The organism is Pseudomonas sp. W3I7 (genome assembly GCF_030816095.1).
GTDB classification, from domain to species: domain Bacteria; phylum Pseudomonadota; class Gammaproteobacteria; order Pseudomonadales; family Pseudomonadaceae; genus Aquipseudomonas; species Aquipseudomonas salomonii.
On the sequence record NZ_JAUSXP010000001.1, the window covers coordinates 3,413,896 to 3,437,358 of the forward strand.

General features: G+C 59.8%; 24 protein-coding genes. 7 read left to right on the top strand and 17 right to left on the bottom strand.

Annotated elements, in window-relative coordinates; genetic code table 11:
- Positions 1–107 precede the first annotated feature (107 nt).
- Entirely contained in the window at positions 108–1,508 is a 1,401-nt protein-coding gene (locus QF043_RS15870; protein WP_307421410.1) for an amidase, read from the bottom strand.
- Between the two features lie 131 nt (positions 1,509–1,639).
- A complete protein-coding gene (locus QF043_RS15875) occupies positions 1,640–2,077 on the bottom strand; it encodes a DUF3995 domain-containing protein (protein WP_307419284.1) in 438 nt (145 codons plus the stop codon).
- 92 nt (positions 2,078–2,169) lie between these two features.
- Between QF043_RS15875 and QF043_RS15880 the strand changes: the two genes are divergently transcribed.
- From QF043_RS15880 to QF043_RS15895, 4 genes are all read left to right on the top strand, one after another.
- Positions 2,170–2,559: a DUF2946 domain-containing protein gene (locus QF043_RS15880; protein WP_305459532.1), complete on the top strand. Its 390-nt coding sequence runs from the start codon at positions 2,170–2,172 to the stop codon at positions 2,557–2,559.
- A 94-nt stretch (positions 2,560–2,653) separates the two neighbouring features.
- Positions 2,654–4,780: a TonB-dependent siderophore receptor gene (locus QF043_RS15885; protein WP_307419285.1), complete on the top strand. Its 2,127-nt coding sequence runs from the start codon at positions 2,654–2,656 to the stop codon at positions 4,778–4,780.
- A gap of 644 nt (positions 4,781–5,424) precedes the next feature.
- Complete coding sequence (locus tag QF043_RS15890; protein ID WP_307418407.1) at positions 5,425–5,718, top strand: transposase; 294 nt, start codon at positions 5,425–5,427, stop codon at positions 5,716–5,718.
- Positions 5,715–6,572: an IS3 family transposase gene (locus QF043_RS15895; RefSeq protein WP_307421355.1), complete on the top strand. Its 858-nt coding sequence runs from the start codon at positions 5,715–5,717 to the stop codon at positions 6,570–6,572. The genes QF043_RS15890 and QF043_RS15895 overlap by 4 nt, the downstream gene beginning before the upstream one ends.
- Before the next feature lie 190 nt (positions 6,573–6,762).
- Here the strand turns inward: QF043_RS15895 and QF043_RS15900 are convergent, their stop codons facing one another.
- Both QF043_RS15900 and QF043_RS15905 read right to left on the bottom strand, forming a co-directional pair.
- Positions 6,763–7,782 (bottom strand): ABC transporter substrate-binding protein, encoded by a 1,020-nt coding sequence (locus QF043_RS15900; protein ID WP_307419286.1) that lies wholly within the window; start codon positions 7,780–7,782, stop codon positions 6,763–6,765.
- 132 nt (positions 7,783–7,914) lie between these two features.
- Positions 7,915–8,364, bottom strand: a complete 450-nt coding sequence (locus tag QF043_RS15905) for a hypothetical protein (protein WP_050547738.1) — start codon at positions 8,362–8,364, stop codon at positions 7,915–7,917.
- Positions 8,365–8,771: 407 nt separating this feature from the next.
- On the opposite strand from QF043_RS15905, the gene QF043_RS15910 reads away from it, so the two are divergent.
- From QF043_RS15910 to QF043_RS15920, 3 genes are all read left to right on the top strand, one after another.
- Positions 8,772–9,047 carry a hypothetical protein gene (locus tag QF043_RS15910; RefSeq protein ID WP_307419287.1) on the top strand — a complete coding sequence of 92 codons (276 nt, stop codon included), beginning with the start codon at positions 8,772–8,774 and terminating at the stop codon, positions 9,045–9,047.
- A 124-nt stretch (positions 9,048–9,171) separates the two neighbouring features.
- Positions 9,172–9,402 carry a hypothetical protein gene (locus tag QF043_RS15915; RefSeq protein ID WP_056859433.1) on the top strand — a complete coding sequence of 77 codons (231 nt, stop codon included), beginning with the start codon at positions 9,172–9,174 and terminating at the stop codon, positions 9,400–9,402.
- Positions 9,403–9,479: 77 nt separating this feature from the next.
- On the top strand, positions 9,480–9,716 hold the full coding sequence (locus QF043_RS15920) for a DUF2789 domain-containing protein (protein ID WP_307419288.1): 237 nt from the start codon (positions 9,480–9,482) through the stop codon (positions 9,714–9,716).
- A 6-nt stretch (positions 9,717–9,722) separates the two neighbouring features.
- Here the strand turns inward: QF043_RS15920 and QF043_RS15925 are convergent, their stop codons facing one another.
- The 13 genes from QF043_RS15925 to iolE all read right to left on the bottom strand — a co-directional run bounded on the left by QF043_RS15925 (position 9,723) and on the right by iolE (position 23,424).
- A complete protein-coding gene (locus QF043_RS15925) occupies positions 9,723–9,926 on the bottom strand; it encodes a hypothetical protein (protein WP_017136429.1) in 204 nt (67 codons plus the stop codon).
- Between the two features lie 114 nt (positions 9,927–10,040).
- A complete protein-coding gene (locus QF043_RS15930; RefSeq protein ID WP_373460699.1) occupies positions 10,041–11,789 on the bottom strand; it encodes a methyl-accepting chemotaxis protein in 1,749 nt (582 codons plus the stop codon).
- 28 nt (positions 11,790–11,817) lie between these two features.
- Positions 11,818–12,222: a TraR/DksA C4-type zinc finger protein gene (locus QF043_RS15935; protein ID WP_003191666.1), complete on the bottom strand. Its 405-nt coding sequence runs from the start codon at positions 12,220–12,222 to the stop codon at positions 11,818–11,820.
- 424 nt (positions 12,223–12,646) lie between these two features.
- The gene (locus tag QF043_RS15940) at positions 12,647–13,669 is read right to left on the bottom strand and encodes an ABC transporter permease (protein WP_026013640.1); all 1,023 of its coding nucleotides are present in this window, start codon (positions 13,667–13,669) and stop codon (positions 12,647–12,649) included.
- 31 nt (positions 13,670–13,700) lie between these two features.
- Positions 13,701–15,254, bottom strand: a complete 1,554-nt coding sequence (locus QF043_RS15945; protein ID WP_307419290.1) for a sugar ABC transporter ATP-binding protein — start codon at positions 15,252–15,254, stop codon at positions 13,701–13,703.
- Positions 15,255–15,319: 65 nt separating this feature from the next.
- On the bottom strand, positions 15,320–16,249 hold the full coding sequence (locus QF043_RS15950; protein ID WP_065931775.1) for a sugar ABC transporter substrate-binding protein: 930 nt from the start codon (positions 16,247–16,249) through the stop codon (positions 15,320–15,322).
- Positions 16,250–16,297: 48 nt separating this feature from the next.
- The gene (locus QF043_RS15955; protein ID WP_163005443.1) at positions 16,298–16,474 is read right to left on the bottom strand and encodes a hypothetical protein; all 177 of its coding nucleotides are present in this window, start codon (positions 16,472–16,474) and stop codon (positions 16,298–16,300) included.
- A gap of 127 nt (positions 16,475–16,601) precedes the next feature.
- Positions 16,602–17,630 carry a Gfo/Idh/MocA family oxidoreductase gene (locus tag QF043_RS15960; RefSeq protein ID WP_307419291.1) on the bottom strand — a complete coding sequence of 343 codons (1,029 nt, stop codon included), beginning with the start codon at positions 17,628–17,630 and terminating at the stop codon, positions 16,602–16,604.
- Between the two features lie 157 nt (positions 17,631–17,787).
- Entirely contained in the window at positions 17,788–18,798 is a 1,011-nt protein-coding gene (locus tag QF043_RS15965) for a Gfo/Idh/MocA family protein (RefSeq protein ID WP_056859439.1), read from the bottom strand.
- A gap of 18 nt (positions 18,799–18,816) precedes the next feature.
- Entirely contained in the window at positions 18,817–20,748 is a 1,932-nt protein-coding gene (gene iolD / locus QF043_RS15970) for a 3D-(3,5/4)-trihydroxycyclohexane-1,2-dione acylhydrolase (decyclizing) (RefSeq protein WP_307419293.1), read from the bottom strand.
- 149 nt (positions 20,749–20,897) lie between these two features.
- The gene (locus tag QF043_RS15975; protein ID WP_058421811.1) at positions 20,898–21,719 is read right to left on the bottom strand and encodes a TIM barrel protein; all 822 of its coding nucleotides are present in this window, start codon (positions 21,717–21,719) and stop codon (positions 20,898–20,900) included.
- A 26-nt stretch (positions 21,720–21,745) separates the two neighbouring features.
- Positions 21,746–22,534: a 5-deoxy-glucuronate isomerase gene (iolB, locus tag QF043_RS15980; RefSeq protein ID WP_017136421.1), complete on the bottom strand. Its 789-nt coding sequence runs from the start codon at positions 22,532–22,534 to the stop codon at positions 21,746–21,748.
- Positions 22,534–23,424 carry a myo-inosose-2 dehydratase gene (gene iolE, locus QF043_RS15985; protein ID WP_307419294.1) on the bottom strand — a complete coding sequence of 297 codons (891 nt, stop codon included), beginning with the start codon at positions 23,422–23,424 and terminating at the stop codon, positions 22,534–22,536. Before iolE ends, iolB begins: the two co-directional genes overlap by 1 nt.
- Between the last annotated feature and the right edge of the window lie 39 nt (positions 23,425–23,463).

A 23,463-nucleotide genomic window follows, 5' to 3' on the forward strand; every position in this document is an offset into this window, starting at 1 on the left:
TCGGGTCACGGGTACCTCTCACTCATCAAGGTGTGAAAGGGCAGAAACACTACAAAAGGATCTGTCCAGGGCAGGCCTCTATCGAGCCGGCTCCACGGGTAATCAGGTCAGGACAACAAAGGAGGCAGGTGCTGATCCCAAGGCGCAATGGCTTCCACTGCAGCGCAGAACTGCAATACCTGGGCGTCGGCAAAGCGCGGGCCGACCACTTGCAGACCAATCGGCAAGCCGCTCGGGCTGAAGCCGCAAGGCAGGCTGGCGGCGGGGTTGCCGGTGATATTGAACGGGTAGGTAAAAGGCGTCCAACGTGCCCAGGGCACCGCGCCGTCTGCGCCCGGCCAGCCGTCGGGCGCCACCTGGTCGGCGGCGAACGGCAGGGTTGGCAGCGTCGGCAGTAGCAACACGTCGTAATCATTGAATAACGCGTGCACCTGGTTGGCGAACTGCGCCCGCTGCTGCACGGCCTTGAGGTAGTCACCGAGGTCGTACTCGCCCGCGCGCTGAATCAACGCGGCAAAGCCTGGGTCCAGTTGGTCGAGGCGATCGGCCAGGGCGTTGCCGTAAGCAATACCGCGCCCGCCGACCCACAAGGTTTCGAACGTGGCAAGCGGGTCCTGCCAGTCCATTTCCAGGGTGGTCACGGTGACCGGCAAACGCTCCGCCAGGTTGTACACGGCGGCCTCGACGCTAGCGGCAATGACCGGGTCGACCGGGGTGTTGAATAATGTCGGGCAATACGCCACCCGCAGCGGCCCCAGTGGCTGGTCGCAGCGTGCCAGGCAGGATTCGGTCAGGGCCGGCAAGGCCTGGTGATCCAGCGGGTCAGGCCCGGAAAGAATATCGAATAATAAGGCGCTGTCGCGCACCGTGCGCGTGATCGGCCCGGCATGGCTGAGCATTTCGGTGGCCGACCATGGCCAGGTCGGAATGCGGCCCAGGGAGCCCTTCATCGCGAACGCTCCGCAGAACGCGGCAGGAATGCGCACCGACCCACCGCCATCGGAGCCCAGCGTGCCCGGCACCATGCGTGCCGCCACAGCAATCGCCGAGCCGGAGCTGGAACCACCGCTGGTGAGCTGTGGGTTCCAGGGATTGCGGCCGTTGCCGAACACACGCGAGGTACTGGCGCCAGTCCAACCGAATTCGGTGGTGGCGGTTTTGCCGAGGATGATTGCACCGGCGTCCTTGAGGCGGCGAATGATCGGCGCATCCTGGCCGGGCACATGCTCAAGGCCGGTCAACGAGCCTCGGGTGGTGCGCAGGCCGGCGGTGGAAAACAGGTCTTTGATACCAAAAGGCACCCCGTGCAGCGGGCCACGCAACTGCCCTGCCCTGGCCTCTTCGGTCAGCACCTGTGCTTGCGCCAATGCCGAGTCAGCGTATACATCGCCAAACGCATTGAGTGTGGGATTGTGGGTTTCGATTGCGTGCAGGCTTTGCTCGACCAGGTGTACCGCAGACAGCGTGCCCGCGCGAATGGCCTCGGCAGCGTCGATCACAGTGGGCATCAAGAGGTCTGTGTTCATTGAGTATCCTGGGCCGTCTGCACATGAGTCCGGTGGGTACGTCAATAAACGCCCGCGCCTGGGGGCGTGTCAAGTGGGTTTTGTTGAGTATGTGGTTTTTGTGTGATTTGTTATCAGTTCCACGCCACGATCAACAAACCCGCACCCAATAGCAGGCACAGGGGTGAGTAGAAGTAGGTGTCCAAACGGGCAAATCGCGAGCCGCTCACCTTCTTGAAAAAACCCACCAGTTCCGAATCGCCTATCGCCCTGGCGAACATCACCAAGGCGATCGCACTGATGCCCCATTGCAGTGCGCCGTGGGACACCGGCGAAAAATACAACCCGGCCCGCAGGCACACCAGCAACGCAATCGCCACCAAGCCCATCGCCACCAGAAAGGTGCCCAATGCCGACGGTTTGAACGCCGGCCGTGGCCCCTGGGCGAACTCGCCGGGCAATTCGGGGATGGCGGCCAGGCTGCCGAGCTTGCCGCCGGCGGCCCAGTACAGATGCACCATGCTGATGCAGGTAAAAATCGCGACGATCCAGCGTGCGACGAAAAAGCTCATGGCAGGCGCTCCCTCAAAGGTGCGAATGAGGATAGTCGGCCTGAGATTTTTTGTAGGCATTTCGTCGGCGGCTGATGGTAAAGTGCCGCCCCATGAAAATCGCCCGTGCCGACCGCTCACTCATTGCCTGGATGCTGTATTGCTGCGTCCTGTTCAATGTGTTCGCGTGCAGTATTGGTCATGGGCAGATGCTGGGCATGCAGCTCAACGGCATCGGCGGCCAGTTTTGTACAGTCGACCCGCGCACCCAGGCGCCTGCGCAGAACAACTCCACCGACGAGAACCTGCCGACGCTGTCCAAAGCGTTCGGCTGCCCACTGTGTTCGACCGGCGGCATGGGCCCGGCACTCAGTTCCAGCCTCAATGTGGCGGTGTTGCCGCAACCCCACGCGCCACCGCCGGCGGTGGTGCTTGCTGCTGATATTCCTGCCCGCTTCACCTGGCCGACGGCCAACCCACGCGCGCCTCCCGCTTTCGCCTGATCCCTGCGCTTTTCGATCTGCACCAGCCACCGTTCCCTTTGGGACTACGGAGCGCTGTGCATTGTTTTCAAGCCAAGATTTTCAGGATTCAACCATGAAACATTTACCCTTGTTGGCGGGCCTGTTCGGCTGCCTGCCTGTCTGTGCCTGGGCGCTTGAGCTGGCCCCCACCACCATTGATGGCGAACAAACCAGCGAACCGGGCCTGGCCCTGGACCAATCCAGCGGCACCGCGTCACGCCTGGGGTTAAGCGTGCGCGAAACCCCGGCATCGGTGGCCATTGCCAACCGCAACGACATTGAGCGCCATGGCGCCAAGACCTTCCGCGATGCGGCCAACACCTTGCCCGGCGTCAACGCCAGTGCGCCGCCGGGGTTTGGCGGGTTTGTGTCCTATCGCGGTTTTACCAGCAGCCAGATCACCCAGATGTTCAACGGCATCAACGTCGCCACCGGCCTGGCGCGGCCGGTGGATGCGTGGATCTATGACCGGGTGGAGCTGGTCGGTGGCCCCTCCTCCCTGATCAACGGCGCCGGCTCCGTGGGCGGCTCGCTCAACTACGTGACCAAGCTGGCCACCCGTGAGGAACAAGCCGCCGAAGGCCAGCTCAGCTATGGCAGCTACGACACTGCCGGCATAGCCTTTGGCCTTAACCACGCCCTGACCGAACCGGGCGCCGAGGTGCAGCACTACGCCCGCCTGGATGTGAGCCGCAACACCAACCACAGTTACATCGACCGCGACCAGCGGGATGCCTGGAGCCTGGCGTTTTCCTTGCTCAGTGACCTCACCCCCAACCTGTCCCACACCCTGGCCCTGGAATACCAGGATGAGCATGAAGACAGCCCGTATTGGGGCACGCCGGTGCTCAACCCCAAGGCGGGTGAGTTGAAAATCGACAAGCACAACCGCTTCAACAACTACAACGTCGCCGACGGTCGTTACGAGCAACGCACGATCTGGATGCGCTCGATCATCGACTACCGGATCAACGACAGCACCACGCTGAAAAACACCCTGTATCACCTGGACAGCCAGCGCGACTACCGCAACCTGGAAACCTACCAGTACAACGCCGACAACAGCGCGGTGAACCGCTCGACCGCCTACCAGGTGCGCCATCAGGGCGAGCAGCACGGCAACCAGTTCGAGCTGCGCCATGACGACAGCATGTTCGGCCTGTCGACCACCTGGTCCGGTGGTTTCGAGTACAAGGTCAACAGCACCACCAATAACCCGTTGAATGTGCCGGGCAACAGCACGGTGGACCCGAACGCCTACGACCCCGGGCACTTCTACGACATTCCGGGCACCAAGCCAGGTTTTATCAAAGACAAGACCAACGAGGTCACCACCAAAGCCCTGTTTGTGGAAAACCGCCTGGGCCTCACCGATAAACTCTCGCTGCTCACGGGCCTGCGTTACGACGCCATCGACCTGGATGTGACTAACCATCGCGTAGTCACCGCCGCCAACCCACGGCACTTCAAGCGCAGCTGGGAACCGGTCACCGGCCGCGTGGGCCTGACGTATCAGTTCATTCCATCGGCCAATGTGTATGTGCAATACAGCACCGCGGCCGAGCAGCCTTCCACCACCACTCAAGTGTTCGACGTGTCGACCGGCAAACAATGGGAAGTCGGCAGCAAGTTCGACTACCTCGACGGTCGCGGTTCGGCCACCGTCGCTGCCTACAAGATCGAGCGCAAAGACTTTGCCGTCACCGACCCGCTCGACCCGAACAACAGCATCCCGGTGGGTGCGCAGACCTCCAAGGGCATCGAGCTGGCCAGCTCGTTACGCATCACGCCACGCCTGCTGGCCGAAGGCAACGTTGCCTGGGTGGACGCCGAGTACGATGACTTCAACGAGAAAATCGCCAGCGGCGCGGTGGTCTCGCGCAAAGGCAATACGCCCACCAACGTGCCCAAGCGTGTGGGCAACCTGTGGCTGACGTATGATTTTGCCGAGGACTGGCAAGGCGGTGTGGATGCGCGGTATGTGGCCCAGGTGTATGCCGATAACGCCAATACCCAGACAGTGCCGGCCTATACGCTGTACGGCGCGTTCCTGCGTTACAAAGTCGATGCACATACCTCGGTGACTGGGCGGGTGCGTAACCTGACGAATGAGGTGTATGCCGAGTTTGCGCATGTGTCGCCGGCTTACTATTTGGGCTCGCCGAGGACGTTTGAGTTGGCCGTACAAACCCGATTCTAAACCTGGAATAAAGATCAAAATGTGGGAGCCGGGCTTGCCCGCGATGGCATCAACTCTGTGTGCCTGATGTACCGAGGTGCCTGCATCGCAGCGGTGCGACGATTCGACAAGCCAGCTCCCACAGAAAAGCAGCTCTTCAGTGCATGCAAATCCGCAGCCGACCTCATATTCAAAACTGCATGAGTTCAATTGTGGGAGCGGGCTTGCTCGCGAATGCGGTGGGCCAGTGACAGATAAATTGACTGACCCACCGCCTTCGCGAGCAAGCCCGCTCCCACATTTAGACTATGTTGCATCAGGTAGATAAACTTTTGCTTTGCACTTGATCTGGCTTTTGCTTCAACCACTCAGGTCGGCTTTCAGGCCGCCGTGCTCTGCTTTTGATCTTGCATTTGATCTGAGGCGCCCCGTCAACCACGATGGCCGAACGCAGGCTTGAATCCGTGGGTAACCCGGCAGGACGCCGGGTTAGCCGCGCTGGGCCAAGGATGGCCCATCGCGGCGGCCCACGGATTCAAGCCGGAGTGAGGGCATGCCGAGCCTAGGCGAGGCACCGAGTGGTGGGGCGAGGACCTTTTGGTGGACTTGTTCCCTCGCAGCGGACGCCAAGAAGCGATATTTTAATCGCAACCTTGGAGGCACCTATGTCACAACAACCCCGCCGCAGTTACACCGATGATTTCAAAGCTCAGGCAGTGACACTCGCTGAAAGCATTGGTCGAGGAGAAGCAGCCCGACAGTTGGATATCTCGGTCAAAACCCTAGGTAATTGGCTGGACGCCGCACGCAACGGGCGTCCTCTCAGTTCTCCCGCCCGGCATCCGGTTTCTGACCTGGAAAGCGAGCTGGCCCGGCTTCGAGCTGAAAATGCCACGCTTAAAATGGAACGGGAAATCCTAAAAAAAGCGACGGCGTTCTTTGCCAGAGAGTCCAACTGAGATACGCCTTTGTCGCCCGTGAACGGATTCGCTTTCCAGTCAGGTTGTTATGTCGAGTGATGGAAGTCTCGGTGTCGGGCTTTCACGGCTATTTGAAACGCCGGCAACGTCCTGATCCAGACGCTGAGATTCGCCTGGAAATTCGTGCGATTCATCATGCCAGTCGCGGCACTTATGGGCGCCCGCGGATGGTCAAGGCACTTCATAACCGGTCTTTTTCAGTTGGGCATAAGCGAGTGGCCCGGTTGATGCGAGAAGAAATGTTGCGAGGGAAAATCAAGGCTCGGTTCAAACACTCGATGGATAATCGGTATATCCAGCCAATTTCCGACAACGTGTTGAAACGACGTTTTTCTGTGACAAGCCCAACTCCCGCGTGGGTGGGCGATATCACCTATATTTCGACGCGTCAGGGGTGGCTATATTTGGCCGTAGTGCTGAGCATCCAAACACGCCAGGTACTCGGTTACAGCCTGTCGGAACGGATGCCTGAGGGTCTAGTGCAGCAGGCTTTTTTGAACGCCTGGACGAATACACCAGTTGATCAGGGTGTAATTTTTCACTCTGATAGAGGTCGGCAATACACGGGCAGCGGTTTTCGCAGCATGATCTTGGACAGGGGTTTTGTGCAAAGCATGAGCCGTAAGGGCAACTGCTGGGATAACGCTGTAGCAGAGAGCTTTTTTGCCACACTCAAGAAGGAAGAAGCTACCGGTGTGTATCCCAGCAAAGCACAGGCTCACGCATCTATCGCGAGCTACATCCATGGTTTTTACAACCCGACACGGCTGCACTCGGCGCTGGGATACAGCTCACCTAATGACTACGCAAAGCAACTGAAGCAAACTGCTTAACGCTCGCTTTATGGCGTACGTTTTGAGGGAGCAAGTCCATGGTTACTTTTGCGTCCTTGCAAAAGTGACCCGCTGTAAGAGCGGAACCAATAGCAGCCGTTACCGCAGAAATGGATATGTACACCGACAAACCGCCATCGCAGGCAAGCCAACTCCCACAGTGGACATTCATTGAATAGCCGAGCGTCGGTTACTTCAGACTCGCCTCAACCTTCTGCGCCACCTCCGGCGTCAACCACGCCTTCCACACTTCAGGATGTTCCTTGAGGAACACCTGCGCCACTTCACGCGGGGCCGTGTGATTTTCGCTCATCGCCGCCAAGGCTTTATTCAACGGCTCAATCGGAAACTGCACCTTGGTAAAGAACTCGGCAATCTGCGGCTGCGCCTGCTGGAACGGCGTCGACACACCGATGCTCAGCTTGGACGCCAACGAACGTGTCGGCCGTGGGTTGGGGTTGTCTGCATCGGTCAGGGTCTTCCAGGCATCGGCGTCAAATGGCGGTTCTTCCAGCTGGATCAACTTGTAGCGGCCCATCAAGGGTGTTGGCGACCAGTAGTAGAACAGCACCGGCTTGCCCCGGCGAATCGACGACGCAATCTCCGCATCCAGCGCCGCACCCGAGCCACTGCGGAAGTTCACATAACTGTCGTTCAAGCCATAAGCCTTGAGCTTCTGCGCATTGACCACTTCCGAGGTCCAGCCGATCGGGCTGTTGAGAAAGCGCCCTTTGCCGGGTGACTCCGGGTCTTTGAACACGTCCTTGTAACGCGCCAGGTCCTGCACGGTTTTGAGGTCCGGCGCCAGCGGCTTGAGGCCCTTGGCAGGGTCGCCCTTGACCACGTATTCCGGCACCCACCAACCTTCGGTGGCGCCTTTGACCGTATCACCCAGGCCGATGACTTTGCCTTCGGCTTCGGCCTTGATCCACACGGGGCTGCGGCCGGCCCATTCTTCGCCGATCACCTGGATGTCATTTTTTGCCAGCGCGGTTTCCAGGGTGATGGTGGTACCGGGCAACGTATCGGTGGGCAGGTCATAACCCTTTTCGACGATAAAGCGCAGCACTTCGGTGATCAGGCTGCCGCTTTCCCAATTCAGGTCGGCAAAGTGCACCGGCGTTTGCGCAGCCGATACCGGCAACGACAGACTCACGGTCGTCAGCGCCGCAGCTGCAGCCGCGACCACCCGGGTTCTCAATCCTTTCATGCCTTTGCACCTCGCATTTTCACAGCCATAGCGGGCGGCTTTGCTGCGGATGCGCGAAGCCTCTGAATAGTTAAGTCAACTCAACTGTAGTAGAGGTTCCGGAGGCGCAAGAATACACGTGGCGTTTAGCAGTTATTCACTGGCCTTGAACGTCACCAGTTCACCCTTGCGCCACTTGGCGGCCTTGCCGGTCACGGCCTTGAGGGTTTTGGTCAAGCCTTCCTGCAACTGTTCATTGGCGGCGAACACCAGCATCACGCTGTGGCCTTCCTTGAACACGATGCCCTGGCCTTCGGTCGACGAAACAAAGGCGTAATCGCCCAAGCCATACACCGTCAACTTGATGTCGCGAAACTTCAATTCGAACTTGCCGCCTTCGCGGCTCGGCAATACGGCGGCACGAAAATGGTCACCGACCTTGAGTTCCAGGCGCGGTTTGTCATCCACCACCAGCGCCGATTCAGTATCGATCTCGGCGATGTAAATGCCTTCCGGCGTCTGTTCAGTGATGTAAACGAAACGGGATTGAAACTGCTTGACCAACTTTGCGCGCAAATCACCCAGCACGAATAACGCGTGCATATCCAGATTACTGACTGCCAAGGAAACGCCCCCACATCAAAAAAGGCGCTGACCGCCGGAGCGGGCAGCACAAAAAAACGGCCGTTACGGCTCGATCACACATTCGTAAAAAACTGAAGAAACCTGCTGCCACGCCATAAGACTAGTACAGCGATACACGATGGACCTTATGCAAGGTCATCAGCCAGCACAGCAAATCACAGGTTCAGCCGCCCGAGAACTCGGACCGAACCCACTTCAGAGAATAACCCGGTTAAAAACGCGATTTCCGACAGCCTACACATTACATAACACCCGGAATGGAACCAGGCATCGGCTGGTAACGACAATACTAAAACAGCAACCCGGTTCAAAACCACTCGAAACGCTGCTGGTAAGTCCACAAGATCGATCGACAGGAGCTGAGCATGCAACCACGTCAACACGCCGTTATGTCGTCCCGCACTCGTTCATCATGTCCCGACGAGCGCCAATACTACTGCTTACATAACCCCAGCGGGTACTCCAATTGCGTTCTTTACCAAGTGGTACCGGCCGGGCGCAATTTCTTTCATATCCTGGAAGTGACCAGCGGCAGGATCAAAGGCTTTCGCAGCACGCACTCGAAGGCCTGTGAATTGGCCAAACAGCTCGAAGCCAGCCTGAATGCAATTCACGGCGCGATGGTTTCGTCCCCCGCGTGACTTTACTGCGCCGCCGCCCTTCAACTACTGCCATACTGACCCGCCCATTGAAATGTGTCCCTTGCGGGTCAGTATTCAGCAGTGCAGTGACCTTGATGCAGTTAACTTGAAGGGAAGGCGATACGTGACGGAATTTGATATTGGCGAATTTTTCATCCATGGCGATGCGCGGGAAGTAGACGGTGAATTTCAAGCGGTGATCATTATGCGGGCCAAACCACCGCTGACCACGGTTACCACGCATCAGGTCGAAAAAGATCGTTGGTTCAAAACCGTCGACGCTGCGGCCATTGCCGGCAAAGATGCCGCCAAGGCGCTGAAGTCCGCCGTGGATTCAGGTGCACTTAATTCCTGAGCTGTTCAAATCCTGAACTCTGCCGCGTCCGTGGCCTCACATGCACAACATCCCTCACCTTGCATGGAGAACCCACCATGGACGCGCCAATTCCAACGCTTGAAACCCTGTTTGCTCAACTCGGCCTGGATTCAACACCCGAAGCCATCGACGCGTTTATCATCGCGCATCCGCTGACCGATGACGTGAAGCTGATCGACGCACCCTTCTGGTCTGCGCAACAAGCGGCATTTCTCAAGGAAGAACTGCGCGACGACGCCGAATGGGCAATACCGGTGGATGAGCTGAACCAGCGCCTGCACCAGTCCCAATAAAACGCTTCAATGCAGGCTGTCTGACTGTTCCAGGTGCATCAGCGCCTGCCAGGCAGCCCTGCACTCCTCGGCTTCACTGCGGCTGGCGAATGCCGTGCCGCGTTGCTCGCCATTGAGCAACACGACCCAACAGGCTTTCTGGCCCAGCGCACGCAGGGTTTCGGGAACACCGCTGCCGATCATTACGGCGACATCGACCTTGTTTTGCATGGAGCTTCTCCGCCACATTAGTTAGCTACCTAACAATGTTGGCCATGCTACGGTTTTATTCCAGTTGGAAAAAGCTATCCCCGGAATAGCTCCATTGCATAAACAGTAACAATCCTAATGCCCAGCCCTGGCCCCTTCCGGTTTATAGCCTAGGCGCAAGCCACCCCAATGCCGCCCCTTGACCATGATCGGCACCGACAAATCGTGCATCAGTTCGCCCGTGTCGCGGGTATAGGTCTGCAACAGCACCGCTTGCTGATGGCTGCCGCAACGAATGCCGGTACGGTCGTCGAACTTGCGTTTGGTACGGTTCTGCACGGCGTCAACCTGTGCATCGCCGGTGAGGGCGTGGGAGAACGCCTTATTATGCGTGGGCACATAACCCTGCGGTGTGCAGGCGATCGCAAACACCAGCCCCTCATGACGCGGCAGCAATGCTTCCTGGATCGCCGGCAGCACTTGGTCGGTGTAGCCATCAAAGCGTGTGTGGTATTTGCTCGGTTGGGTATTAGGGATGGGGGTGTAGCTGCGGTCGAACAGGTCTTCCAGGCTGATGCGGTTTTGCAGGATGTCAGCCTCGAACTGCGCACCAATACGGCTCGCCCCTTCACGGGCCAGGTCGTAGATGCGCTGGTGATAGTCATCCAGCCCGACTTCAGCCAGGCGTTCACTGATGGTTTCTGCCTGCCCTTCCATCTGCACCGCGACCTCGGCCAGTTGCCGCGTCTGCTGGTCGCTCACCGATAGATCGCTGCGCATCTGCTCTACCGCGTGAAACAGGCTGTCGAGTTGCGCGCGGTTGGTGTCGGTGCCTTGGGCGATCTCGTTGACCTGCCCTTCTACGTCGGCGGCCAGGCTGGCGATATTTTCCAGTTGCTCACCCGCCTGCTCTACCTGCTCGACGCCGATGTGCAAGTCGGCGGACAGTTGACGAATCTGCTCCACGACCTGGGTGGTGCGTTGTTGAATATCGGCGACCATCACGCCGACCTCATCCGTCGCCGTGGCCGTACGCCCGGCCAGGCCACGCACTTCATCGGCCACTACGGCAAAGCCGCGCCCGTGCTCACCGGCGCGCGCCGCTTCAATGGCGGCGTTCAGCGCGAGCAGGTTGGTCTGGCTGGCAATGGACTGAATCACCAGGGTCACACGCTGGATCTCTTCACTGCGCTGGCTCAGCGCTTCGATCAACTCTCGGCTGGCATTGGCGCGCAGGCGCAGTTGGTGCATGCGGGTGATCGATTGGGCCAACACTTCGCGCCCTTCAGTGCTGCGCTGGTGCGCCTGGCTGGCCGCGCCCAAGGCCTGCCGGCTGAGTTGAGAGGTGACTTGCTCGGTGCCGATCATCACTTCGGCGCTGCTGACAATTTGCTTGGCGGCGCCTAATTGCGATTGCACGCGCGCGGCCAGTTGCTTGACCGAATAGGCCACGCCGGCAGCGGAAAGCGCGTTATGACTGGTGGTGTAGGAAAGATCGCGAGTCAGCTCACCCAGCGTATCAATCGCCAGGGGCGGCGCGACACGCGGCACTCGGGCTTTGAGCGCAGGCAGCCAGATCACCAGCAAAGCCAGTGGCAGGCACAGGTACAGCGGCAAACCGGCAAACGACAAGCCCAGCAAAACCAGCACCAGCGCGGTGCTCTGCATAAGCGGCGTCAGCCAGCCGGGCAGCACACGCACCACCGTTTGCGGTGGCGCTGCTGCGCCCATCAGAGATCCGTCTCCAGCCATCGTCGTCACCCCACTGTTTGTCGTTATTGTTGCTGCATTAAACGCCACTATAGAGCCATTATCCATGGGCCTTTCGTGGGGGGCTTGCAGCAGATCAATAGACAGGGGCGTAACGGGTGTTTCTTCGGGCATCACAGCTGCGATGCCCGACTTCAGCGGATCAGGCCTGGCGCTGGTGCTTATCGATCTGCTCGTGGCGCTCTTGCGCTTCGATGCAGTACTTGGTGGTCGGGCTGATCAGCAAGCGCTTGAGGCCGATAGGCTCGCCGCTGTCATCGCACCAGCCAAAAGAATCTTCCTTGATGCGTTCCAGGGCACGCTCAAGCTGCGGCAGCATGCGCTGGTCGCGGTCGATGGCGTTTACCAGCCAGGTGCGCTCTTCTTCCACAGAGGCAGCGTCAGCCGGATCCGCCGGGGTGTCCAGGCTTTCGATGGCGATGCGGTTCTGCTCAATGCGCTCGTGGTGTTCCACTTTCATGTCTTGCAGCAACTTCTCGAAAAAAGCGTGCTGTTCGGCATTCATGTAGTCATCCGCCGGCATGGCCAGCAACTTTTCCTTTGTCATTGATTTCTCTATAAAAAATACGTGCATTAAGGCGAATAAGGGAGCGTTCCGGCAGACCTTCGCAGGCCTCGGAAAGGCGCCGTCCATTTCAAGCGCCACCCGGCACTCAATTTACGAGGGGCGGCAGTCTAAGGCCGACTTGAGGGCTCAGCAACTGAAAAGACAGGCAATTTTTCCCAATTAACCCCCAAAGGCACCAGGACGGGCTTGGCGAACGGTCATCGGAGTGCGTTTATAGCAAGAAATTCAGTGCTGTGGAGCTATATAGAAGACAAACGGTTAGAACTGATGGTGGTAAGTGGGAATACACCCATCAGGTTCACTGAAGATCCAGTGGGGCTGCTGCGCAGCCCAACGCAGGGCAAGCTTGCTCGCCACAACAAGCCAGCTCCCACATTGGATAGGTGTTGCCCGTAACTCGGTATCAGCGCTTGAGCTTGCGCTTGTTGCGGTACTGGTCGATCACCACCGCAATCACGATGATCAAGCCCTTGATGATGTCCTGGATATACGCATCCACCCCCACAAAGGTAAACCCGCTGGCCATCACCCCGAGGATCAGCGCGCCGATCACGGTGCCGGTGATGCGCCCTACCCCGCCCGCCAGGCTGGTACCGCCGATCACGGCCGCCGCAATCGCATCCAGCTCATAGGACATGCCCATGCCGGCCTGGCCGGTGGCAGCACGCGCCGAAGCCACCACACCGGCCAGGCCCGCCAACAGACCGGCGATGCTGTAGACGATGATCAGGTGACGCTTGACGTTGATGCCCGAGGTGCGCGCCGCCTGCATGTTGCCGCCGATGGCGTAGGTGTACTTACCGTACTTGGTGTAGCGCAGGGCGATATGGAAGATCACCGCCACGACCAGGAAGATAATCACCGGCATCGCCCCATGGCCGATGGCCGTGTACGAATCCGAGAGCATGCTCACCGGCTGGCCTTCGGTGTAGTAGCGCGCCAGGCCACGGGCCGAGACCATCATGCCCAGGGTCGCAATAAACGGCGGAATGCCGGTCACCGCAATGATACTGCCGTTGATGGCCCCCGCCAGCAGCCCGACACCCAGGCCCATGGCCACCGGAATCCACACTGGCAAGTCGGTCAGGCTGGGAAACACCGCCCGGGAAAAGTCCGATGTTTGCGCCAAGCTGGCGGCGATCATCGCCGATAACGCCAACACCGAGCCGGACGACAAGTCGATACCGGTGGTGATGATCACCTGGGTCACGCCAATCGCCAGCAGGCCGATGATCGACACTTGCAGAATCATCAGCACCAGACGCTGGGAGTTCATCAGGAAGCTCTGGTCGCGCACGATCCAGCCGAACAGTTCAAACACCAGGCCGATGCCGATCAACACCAGGAAGATACTCAGCTCGGTGGGTAAGCGCCGACGGTGCTTGACCGGTGCCGTGGCAGGCTTGTTGTCTGTTATTGCGTTCATAGCCAATCACCTTCTTATTCTGTGCGGTTCGTCAGTGGACTACGGTCATACCGGAAGCCAGCTGCATGACTTTTTCCTGGGTCGCATCGGCGCGGTCCAGGGTGCCCATCAGTTCGCCTTCGTGCATCACCATCACCCGGTCGCTCATGCCCAGCACTTCCGGCAGCTCCGAGGAAATCATGATCACCGCCATGCCTTCGCTGGCGAGGAAGGAAATCAAGCGATAGATCTCGGCCTTGGCGCCCACGTCGATGCCACGGGTCGGCTCATCGAGGATCAGCAAGCGCGGGTTGGTCATCAGCCAGCGCGCCAACAAGGCTTTTTGCTGGTTGCCGCCGGACAGGGTGTCGATGCACTGCTCCAGTGACGGGGTTTTCACCCGCAGCTTCTTGCACATGTCTTCGCACAGCGCGCGCAGAGCTTTCTGCTGGATAAAGCCGTTACCCGAGTAATGCGGCAGCACAGCCATCTCCATGTTCTCCAGCACCGACAGGCACGGGAACAGGCCACTGAGCTTGCGGTCCTCGGTCAACAGCGCAAAACCCTTCTCGATGGCCATGTGCGGGTCGGTGATGCGCACCGCTTTGCCGTCAAGGGTGATCTGGCCGCTGGAACTTGGGGTGATGCCGAAAATGGTCTCTGCCACGTTGGTACGCCCCGAGCCCATCAACCCGGCGATGCCGAGAATTTCACCGGCATGCAGGTCGAACGACACGTCCTTGAACACGCCGTCCAGGCTCAAGTCGCGCACCGACAAGAGCAAATCGCCGATGGGTGTCTCGCGCACCGGGAACAACTGGCTCAGTTCGCGGCCGACCATCATCGAGATCAGACTGTCGCTGTTCATGCTGTCGGCGCGCTGCAGGCCGATGTACTGGCCGTCGCGGAACACCGCCACTTCGTCGGCGATGGCAAACACTTCGTTCATTTTGTGCGTGATGTAGACGATGCCTTTGCCCTGGGACTTGAGGTCGGCAATGATCGAAAACAGGTGGGCCACTTCCTTTTCGGTAATGGCTGAAGTCGGTTCATCCATGATCAGGATGTCGGAGTCGTAGGACACCGCCTTGGCAATCTCGACCATCTGCCGCTCGGCGATGCTGAGGTTGCCCACCTGTTCTTCCGGGTCCAGGTTGATGCGCAAGCGGGCCAGTAACTCGGCGGTGCAGCGGTGCATTTCGCGGTGGTTGACCATGTGCAGGCTATTGAGCTGCTCGCGGCCGATCCAGATGTTCTCGGCGATGCTCATGTGCGGCATCAGGTTGAGTTCCTGGTGGATCATCGCGATCCCGGCCTTCTGCGCCGCCAGCGGTGTTTCAAACACAATCGGCTTGCCGCGCAGACGGATTTCACCGGCGTCGGGCTGGTAGATGCCGGCGATGATTTTCATCAACGTCGACTTGCCCGCACCGTTCTCGCCCATCAGCGCCAGTACCGAGCCCGGGCGCACGCGCAGTTGCACATCGGCCAGGGCCACGACGCCGGGAAAGCCTTTGCTGATGTTGACGATTTCCAGCAGGTAGGGTTCTTCCAGCAGCGCGGGCTGGAGACCGGGGGGCTGCGAGACAGTGGCTTGGGCGAGCATAGAAAAGTACCTCGACTGCAGGGCGACCGTGGCCGCCCTGCCGGCTTATTGTTGTTGTGTGCGGGCTACTTGAAGTCTTTGACGTTGTCCGGCGTGATCAGCTGGAACGGGATCACCACGTTCTGCTCGATGGGCTCGTTTTTAGCCATCTTGCGCGCGGTCTCCACCGATTTGTCAGCCTGGCCTTTGGCGTCCTGGAAGGCCGACACGGTCATGTCGCCCTTGGTGATCGCATTGAGGCCGTCCGGGGTGCCGTCGACGCCGGCGATCAACACGCCTTTTTTGCCCGCCGACTTCAGCGCCATGGATGCACCAATGGCCATCTCGTCATTGTTGGCCAGTACCGCGTCAAAATCGCGGCCCTGGGTCAGCCAGTCGTTGACCAGGGTCATGCCCTTGTCACGCAGCCAGATACCGGTCTGTTCCTGTTCGATCTTGATGCCCGGGTACTTGGTCAGGACTTCCTTCACGCCCTTGGTGCGGTTGGTGGTGGAGTTGTTCGCCAGGTCGCCCAACAGAATCACAATGTTGCCCTTGCCGCCGAGTTTTTCGGCGATGTATTGCATCTGCAGTTTGCCGGCCTCGACGTCATCGGACACCACCGCTGCAACGCCTGGGGCCAGGGTCGGGCTATCCGGGCGGCGGTTGACGAACACCAGCGGGATTTTCGCCGCGGTGGCGGCCTTGATGATGTTGGCGGTCGATGCGGTGTCCACCGGGTTGACGATAATCGCGTCGACCTTCTGGCTGATGAAGTTCTCGACCTGGCTCAGTTGCTTGACCACGTCGGCGCGCGCATCTTCAAACTGCAATTGCACACCATCGCCCTTGGGATAGGACTTGGCTTGTTTGTCCATGTCTTCACGCAGGTAGGTCAGGAAGGTGTCATCGAAGGCGGACATGGTCACGCCAATCTTGAGGTCGGCGGCCGAGGCAAAACCACTGGCCAGCAACATCGACAGGGCCAGCGCGGTAAAACGGATCGGGGTCTTCATGAACGGTCTGTCTCCACTTTCTTGTTGGTTTTTTGGACGTTGCGTTTATCAGCGTTCGGCAGGCAGTCGAACCACCGGTGCCCCCGGAATGCAGCAGACCAGCGCGCCGTGGTTTTCGACACACAGCACATTAAGGAAGGAGAAGTAGAACGGCCGGGCGCGGGGCAGACCGCGTGGCGCTGAGGCAGGGCGTAAAACTCGCAGTACAGCGTTGAAGATTTTCATCTGACGGTACCTGGTTGTTTTTGATCTTGTTTTTGTTGAGCCGTGCGAATCGAGTTCGAACGTACTTTATGCAACCTGGAAAAGACTGTATTAGAAAATAATTTCCATATCAACCTGTTTTAGAATTTTATTCTATTTTTGTCGAAACCACCTGCTGGCGCTCGGCGCTGAGGCGTGCGGCGTCCAATATACGGGTGGTTTCCAGCGCATCATAGGCGCTGACCGGCAGTGGCCCCTGCCCTTGCACGGCCAGTTGCAACTGGCGATAGAACTGCGTCCAGCAGCCCTTCTCGGACGGCACGCGCTCGCGCTCTTCACCTTGCTCAAACCAGCCCCAGCGTCGATGTTCCTCGGCGCCCCAGTGCTCGCCTTCGGTTTTCGGCGACTTGCCGGCCATCAGTGCCGCCTCCTGGCCGTCCAGACCGTCAACGGTGTAACAACCCAACGTACCACTGACGCGAAAACGCGGAGCCTGGCTGTTTTGCAGGGCGTTACCCCACAAATGGGAAACCACCCCATTGACGTGGGTCAGGGAGACAAAAAAACCGTGGTCGAGGGTTGGGTGTTCGGGGCTGAACTGCAATTGCGCGAATACCCGATCCACCGGGCCGAACAATTGCAGCGCCTGGTCTACCAAGTGGCTGCCCAGGTCACGCAGCCAGCCGCCGCCACTGGCATTGCCCACCGCTTGCGGACTGTAGCGTTCGACGCGGGATTCAAAGCGCGTTATTTCACCCAAGGCACCGGCGTCGATCAGCTTGCGCAAGGTCAGGTAATCCGAATCCCAGCGGCGGTTCTGGTAGACGCTGAGCAGCGAGCCCTGGCGCTCGGCGGCGGTAATCAGCGCCTGGGCCTGTTCGGCGTTGCTGGCGAAGGGTTTGTCGCTGACCACCGCCACGCCGTGCTCGATGGCTTCCAGCACCAGCGCCGGGCGGCCTTTGAGGGTGGTGGAGATCACCAGTGCGTCCACGCCGGCCTCGACGATCTGGCCGATGCTGTCAAAGGCCTTTACGCCCGGAAGGTCGGTACTCAATTGCTGGCGGCGCTCCGCTGAACGGGTCACCACGCCAACAAAGGTCGCACCGGGCAAGGTTGCAATCAGCGGCGCATGAAAGAAACGCCCTCCGTGGCCGTAGCCAACTAGTCCGATTCGCATAGTTCACTCCTTAATATGAAGTGCAAACCCAATCAAAAATGTGGGAGCGGGCTTGCTCGCGAATGCGGTATGTCAGACACAAATGCTTTAACTGATACACCGCATTCGCGAGCAAGCCCGCTCCCACACTGACTGCATTCCACCTGGCAGATTGTGATTAGCCGTAGAAGTGCGGACGCTCCGGCAAGCTCACCTTCACGATCTGCTCACTGTTCTGCGCCTCGATGCACGCATCTGCCGCCACTGCCGCCGCAAACCCGTCCCAGGCCGAAGGCCCGCCGACCTGGCCCGCACGCACGCTGTCGATAAACGCCTGCAATTCCACGTCGTAAGCCCCGATAAACCGATCCTTCCAGTCCATCAAAATGGCATTCGAAAGCTTCGCACCACTGCGCATTTGCACCTGCGAAGGCTCCGGCAGCTTGGCAATGCCAGTCTCGCCCACCACTTCACACTGGATGTCGTAGCCGTACTGGCAGTTCACGAACACTTCCACATCGATGCGCGTGCCCTTGGCGGTTTCCAGCAGCACGATCTGCGGGTCGCGCAGGTGGGCCAGGGCTTTGCTCGATTTGCGCGGGAACACCACCTGCACCGACACGTAGTCATCGTTGAGCAACCAACGCAACACATCCAGCTCGTGGATCAAGGTGTCGGTGATCGCCATATCGGTCTTGTAGTTCTCGCCCACCGTCGGGTTGCGGTGCGCGCAATGCAGCATCAGTGGCTCGCCGATCTGGCCGCTGTCGATCACGGCCTTGAGGGCGCGATAACCTTCGTCGTACGGGCGCATAAAGCCCACTTGCACCAGGCGCTTGCCATAGGCCAGTTCAGCGTCGACGATCTTGCGGCAACCTTGCGCCGTCACCGCCAGCGGTTTTTCGCAGAACACCGGTTTGCCGGCGGCGATGGCGGCCAGTACGAACTCTTCGTGGCTCGGCCCCCAGGACGTGACGAGAATGGCTTCGACCTGTGGCGAGTTGATCAGCGCATGACCATCGGCGTAGACCTCGGCGGCTAGCTTCAAATCAGCGACGACCTTGGCGGCTTGCTCAAGGTTGATGTCGGTCACCGCCACCACCTGGCTATTGAGCAAGGTCTGGCTGCAACGACGGATATGGTCACGGCCGATAGCGCCAGTGCCAATCACTCCAAGCTTTAACGACATACACAACTCCTCTTGTTATTAGTACTGCCGGGCCTTGGCCAGCTGTTCATTGAGTTTTTTCGCGGCTGCATTCGTGCGTTCACTGGTGGACACTTGCGCCACGCCCACGCGCCACCACGACAGGTAGCCGTGGACCATGGTTTTGGGCAGTACCTTGATATCAATCAGCGTGGACACCGTTTGCGTGCGCGCATCGGCCAGGGCCGCTTCGAGCTGCTCCACGCTGCTGACCTTGTAGGTCTTGCAGCCATAGGCTGCCGCGCTCATGGCGAAATCCACCGGCACCAGGCCGCCGTCGAGCTTGCCGCTCTCGGGGTTACGAAAACGGAACTCGGTGCCGAAGCTGTCCATGCCGTTGCCGATCTGCAGGTTGTTGATGCAGCCGAACGCCATGTTGTCGAGCAGTATCACGTTGATCTTGCGTCGCTCCTGGATCGAGGTGGCCAGCTCCGAGTGCAGCATCATGTAGGAGCCGTCGCCGACCAGCGCATACACTTCCTTGCTCGGCTCGGCCAGCTTCACACCGAGGGCGGCGTTGATCTCGTAGCCCATGCACGAATAGCCGTATTCGACGTGGTAGGTGTTGACGCCCTTGCTGCGCCAGGCGCGTTGCAAGTCGCCGGGCAGGCTGCCGGCGGCGGCGACGATGATCGCATCGTCTGCCAGGCTGTCGTTCAACACGCCGAGTACACGGCTCTGGGTCAGGCACGAACCGGTCAGCTCGATAAACTCGCGCAATACGGCGCGGTCCAGGTGGTCATCGACCTCGGGCACAAAATCGTCGCCGTGGTATTGCACCTGGTGCACGCGATCCACTTCCGCCTCCAGCTGCGCCTTGGCGTCGCGGACCTGCTCGCCCCAGCCGGCGCGGTAGTCGCCCAAGGCGTCAGCCAGCGCTTCGAGGGCAACTTGCGCATCGGCCAGCACTTGCACGCCGTCGAGTTTCAACGCATCGCACGGGCTGATATTGAGGTTGAGAAACTTCACCTCGGCATGCTTGAACAGCGACTTGGACGAGGTGGTGAAGTCGGTATAACGCGTGCCGATGCCGATGATCAGGTCCGCCTCGGGCGCCAGCAGGTTCGCCGCCAGGCAGCCAGTTTCACCGATGCCACCGACGTTCAGCGGGTGGCTGGACACCACTGCACTCTTGCCCGCCTGGGTTTCGGCGAAGGGAATCTCAAAACGCTCGGCGAACGCTTGCAGGGCCGCATTCGCGCCGGAGTACTTCACCCCGCCGCCACAGATGATCAGCGGCTTGCGCTTGCCCCGGAAGGCCGCCAGCGCATCGCCGATCATCGCCGCCGTGGCCGGGCGCCGTTCGATACGGTGCACGCGCTTTTGCAGGAAATAATCCGGGTAGTCCCAGGCTTCGGCCTGCACATCCTGCGGCAGCGCCAGGGTCACGGCGCCGGTTTCGGCCGGGTCTGTGAGCACGCGCATGGCATGGATCGCCGCCGTCATCAGCTGCTCAGGGCGGTTGATACGGTCCCAGTATTTGCTCACCGAGCGGAATGCATCGTTGGTGCTGATGCTCAGGTCATGGAATTGCTCGATCTGTTGCAACACCGGGTCCGGCTGGCGGCTGGCGTACACATCACCGGGCAACAGCAGCAGCGGAATTCGGTTGGCCGTGGCAGTGGCCGCCGCAGTGAGCATATTCGCCGCGCCGGGGCCTACCGAGGCGGTGCATGCGTAGATCTTGCGACGCAAATGCTGCTTGGCGAAACCGATGGCGGCATGGGCCATGCCCTGCTCGTTACGGCCCTGATGCACCACCAGGTCGCCGCTGTCCTGTTCCAGCGCCTGGCCCAGGCCCAGCACATTGCCGTGGCCGAAAATCGTGAACACACCGGCGACAAACTTGCTCTGCACGCCATCGACTTCGATGTATTGGTTATCCAGGAACTTCACCAGGGCCTGAGCCATGGTCAGTCTTGTTGTGGTCATGTTCGCACCTTGTATAAATGCAGATCCATCGATCAACAGAGATCCAATGTGGGAGCGGGCTTGCTCGCGAATGCGGTGCGTCAGTAAATGAATCAGGTGACTGATAGACCGCATTCGCGAGCAAACCCGCTCCCACAGTTTGGCCCGCGTCAGGTTCGGGGGTTTTGCAGGTGGGCGATGCTGGCCCCGATGGCCTGCTGGATATCCGCCAACCCATGCACACTTTCGGCAAACGGCTCAAACGACAGGTAACCGCCGTACCCGCTGCTGAGCAAGGTGTCGATCTGCGCGGCATTGCCGAGAATATCGCCCTCGCCCACCAGCACGCGGTGGCCGTCACGAATCGAATTGAGCGGCGCTTCGGCGTCTTCTACGCCAGAGATGTGCACCAGGCCCGTCAGTTGCGGGAAGAACTCCTGCTCGCTGGCCAGGTGGTGGTGGAAGGTGTCATGCACCAGCCGGAACACATCCAGGCCGCCAATCGACTGAATCGCGTCCACCGCCACGCGCTTGCGGCGCAGGGCACATTCTTCAAAGCCCAGCGGCTCGATAAACCCGAGGATGCCGTACTCGCGCAGGATCGGCGCCAGCTCGCTCAGCGCCGTGCGCAAACCGGCGGCACGCTGGGCTTCGTTGCGCGTATCGCCGCGCTCATTCAACGGGCACATCACCAGGCCCTGCGCGCCGCATTCACGGGCGTAAGTGGCGAGCTTGATGGCCTGGGCCCGGCGCTCGTCATTCCACACATCAAAGGGGTACAGCGCATTGATCGACAGCACCGTGATGCCCTGCACCGCGCACAATTCACGCACGCGGCTGGCCGGGGTGCCGTATTCGATTTCATGGCCTTTAAGGTCGTTGCGAATCTCGATGGCATCGCACTTGAGGGCCGCGGCCAACTGGATAAAGTCCGGCAACGACAGGTTGGGGGCGACCATGCGGTTAAGGGCAAAACGTAGCGGCGACTTCATTGTTGTTGTTCTCCGTCCAAAACCGTTTAGAGGTCCAGCAGCCAGCTGTGCTGCGGGTCGTTATGGAAATGCCAGGCGCGTTTTGGCCCGGCCATCACGTTGAGGTAATACGATTCATAGCCATACGGCACGCTGACCGGGTGATACCCCTTGGGCACCACCACCAGGTCGCTGTTTTCCACGGCCATGGCCTGGTCGATGCTGCGATCGTCGGTGTACACGCGCTGGAACACAAAGCCCTGCGGCGGGTTGATCTGGTGGTAGTAGGTTTCTTCCAGGAAGCTCTGGTGCGGCAGGTCGTCGGTGTCGTGCTTGTGCGGCGGGTAGCTCGATGAGTGCCCGGAAGGTGTACGCACTTCCACCACCAGCAGCGAATGGGCCGGCTCGCTGTCGGGCAAGATGTCGCACACGTAGCGGGTGTTGGCGCCTTTGCCGCGCACGCTGCGTTTGCACTGCTCGGGGCGAATCAGGCGCGGTTCAAAGCCAGGCGCACCGGGCGCGGCGCAGACGGCAATCTGCACGTCGCTCAAGGCGGTAATCTGCGCATCGGTGCCAGGTGGCAGGTACGCGGCGAAGGGGGATTTGTCTTCGAACACCGACTGGCGGTCGCCAAGGTTCTGCCAGTTAAAGCCTTCGCCTTCGATATTGACGCGACCGCTGAGCAGCACCAGGCACAGCTCTTGATCCCCGGCGGTGACCGGCAGGGTTTCGCCCAGGCTCAGTCGATAAGCGGAAAAGCCCACATACTCCAGGCGCCCGGCTTCCAGGGCCACCATGGTTTGCCCGCGTTTGCTGCTTTTGACCAACAAGCTCATCACTTAGTCCTCTCGTTGAGCAGCGCGCGCAGGGTGTCGTAGCCTTTTTTGGCATAGACATAGCTAGGCGCCACGGCCGGGTCCTGCTCGGCTTCGACCACCAGCCAGCCCTTGTAGTGGGCCGCCAGCAGCACATCGAGCAACTCGGCAAAATCGATGTCGCCATCGCCGGGCACGGTGAACGTGCCGTTGACGATGCAGTCAGGGAAGCTCCACATCTGGTTGCGCGCCAGTTGCACCACCGGCTTGCGCACGTCCTTGAAATGCACATGGCAAACGCGGTCGATGTGTTTGCGCAGGACCTCGAGGGGTTCGCCGCCGCCCATGTAGCAATGGCCCGAATCGAACAGCAGGCCGACCTCCGGGCCCGTTCGTTTCATCAACTGGTCAATGTCTTCAGGGGATTCGACGTAGGCGCCCATATGGTGGTGATACGCCAGGCGCACGCCTTGGGACAGGGTGAAACGCGCCAGCTCCGTGAGCTTGTCGGCGTAGTCCTGCCAGGCGTGTTCGCTGTGAAAACGCGGGCGTTCGATCAGGCGCACCTTCGAGCCCTGGATCGAGTCGGCGACTTCGCCGTACACCAGCACGTTAGCGCCATTGAGCTTGAGCAACTGGACATGGCTGGCGATGGCTTCGATTTCTTCGGCCACCGAACGGCGCGCCAGGCGGCTGGAGTACCAGCCGGAGACCAGCGCCAGGTCATAAGGGCGCAGCACATCACCAACGCCCTTGGCGTCTTTGGGGAACTTGCCGTTGAGTTCAAAACCTTCGTAGCCGATGTCCTTGCCTTCACTGAGCGCAGTGCTCAGCGGCGTTTCACCGCCCAGGGCCGGCAGGTCGTCGTTGCTCCAGGAGATCGGGTTGATGCCAATTCGGATTGCGGGCATGGCTGCACCTTTTGTTTTTATCTGACTTAAGCCTGATTA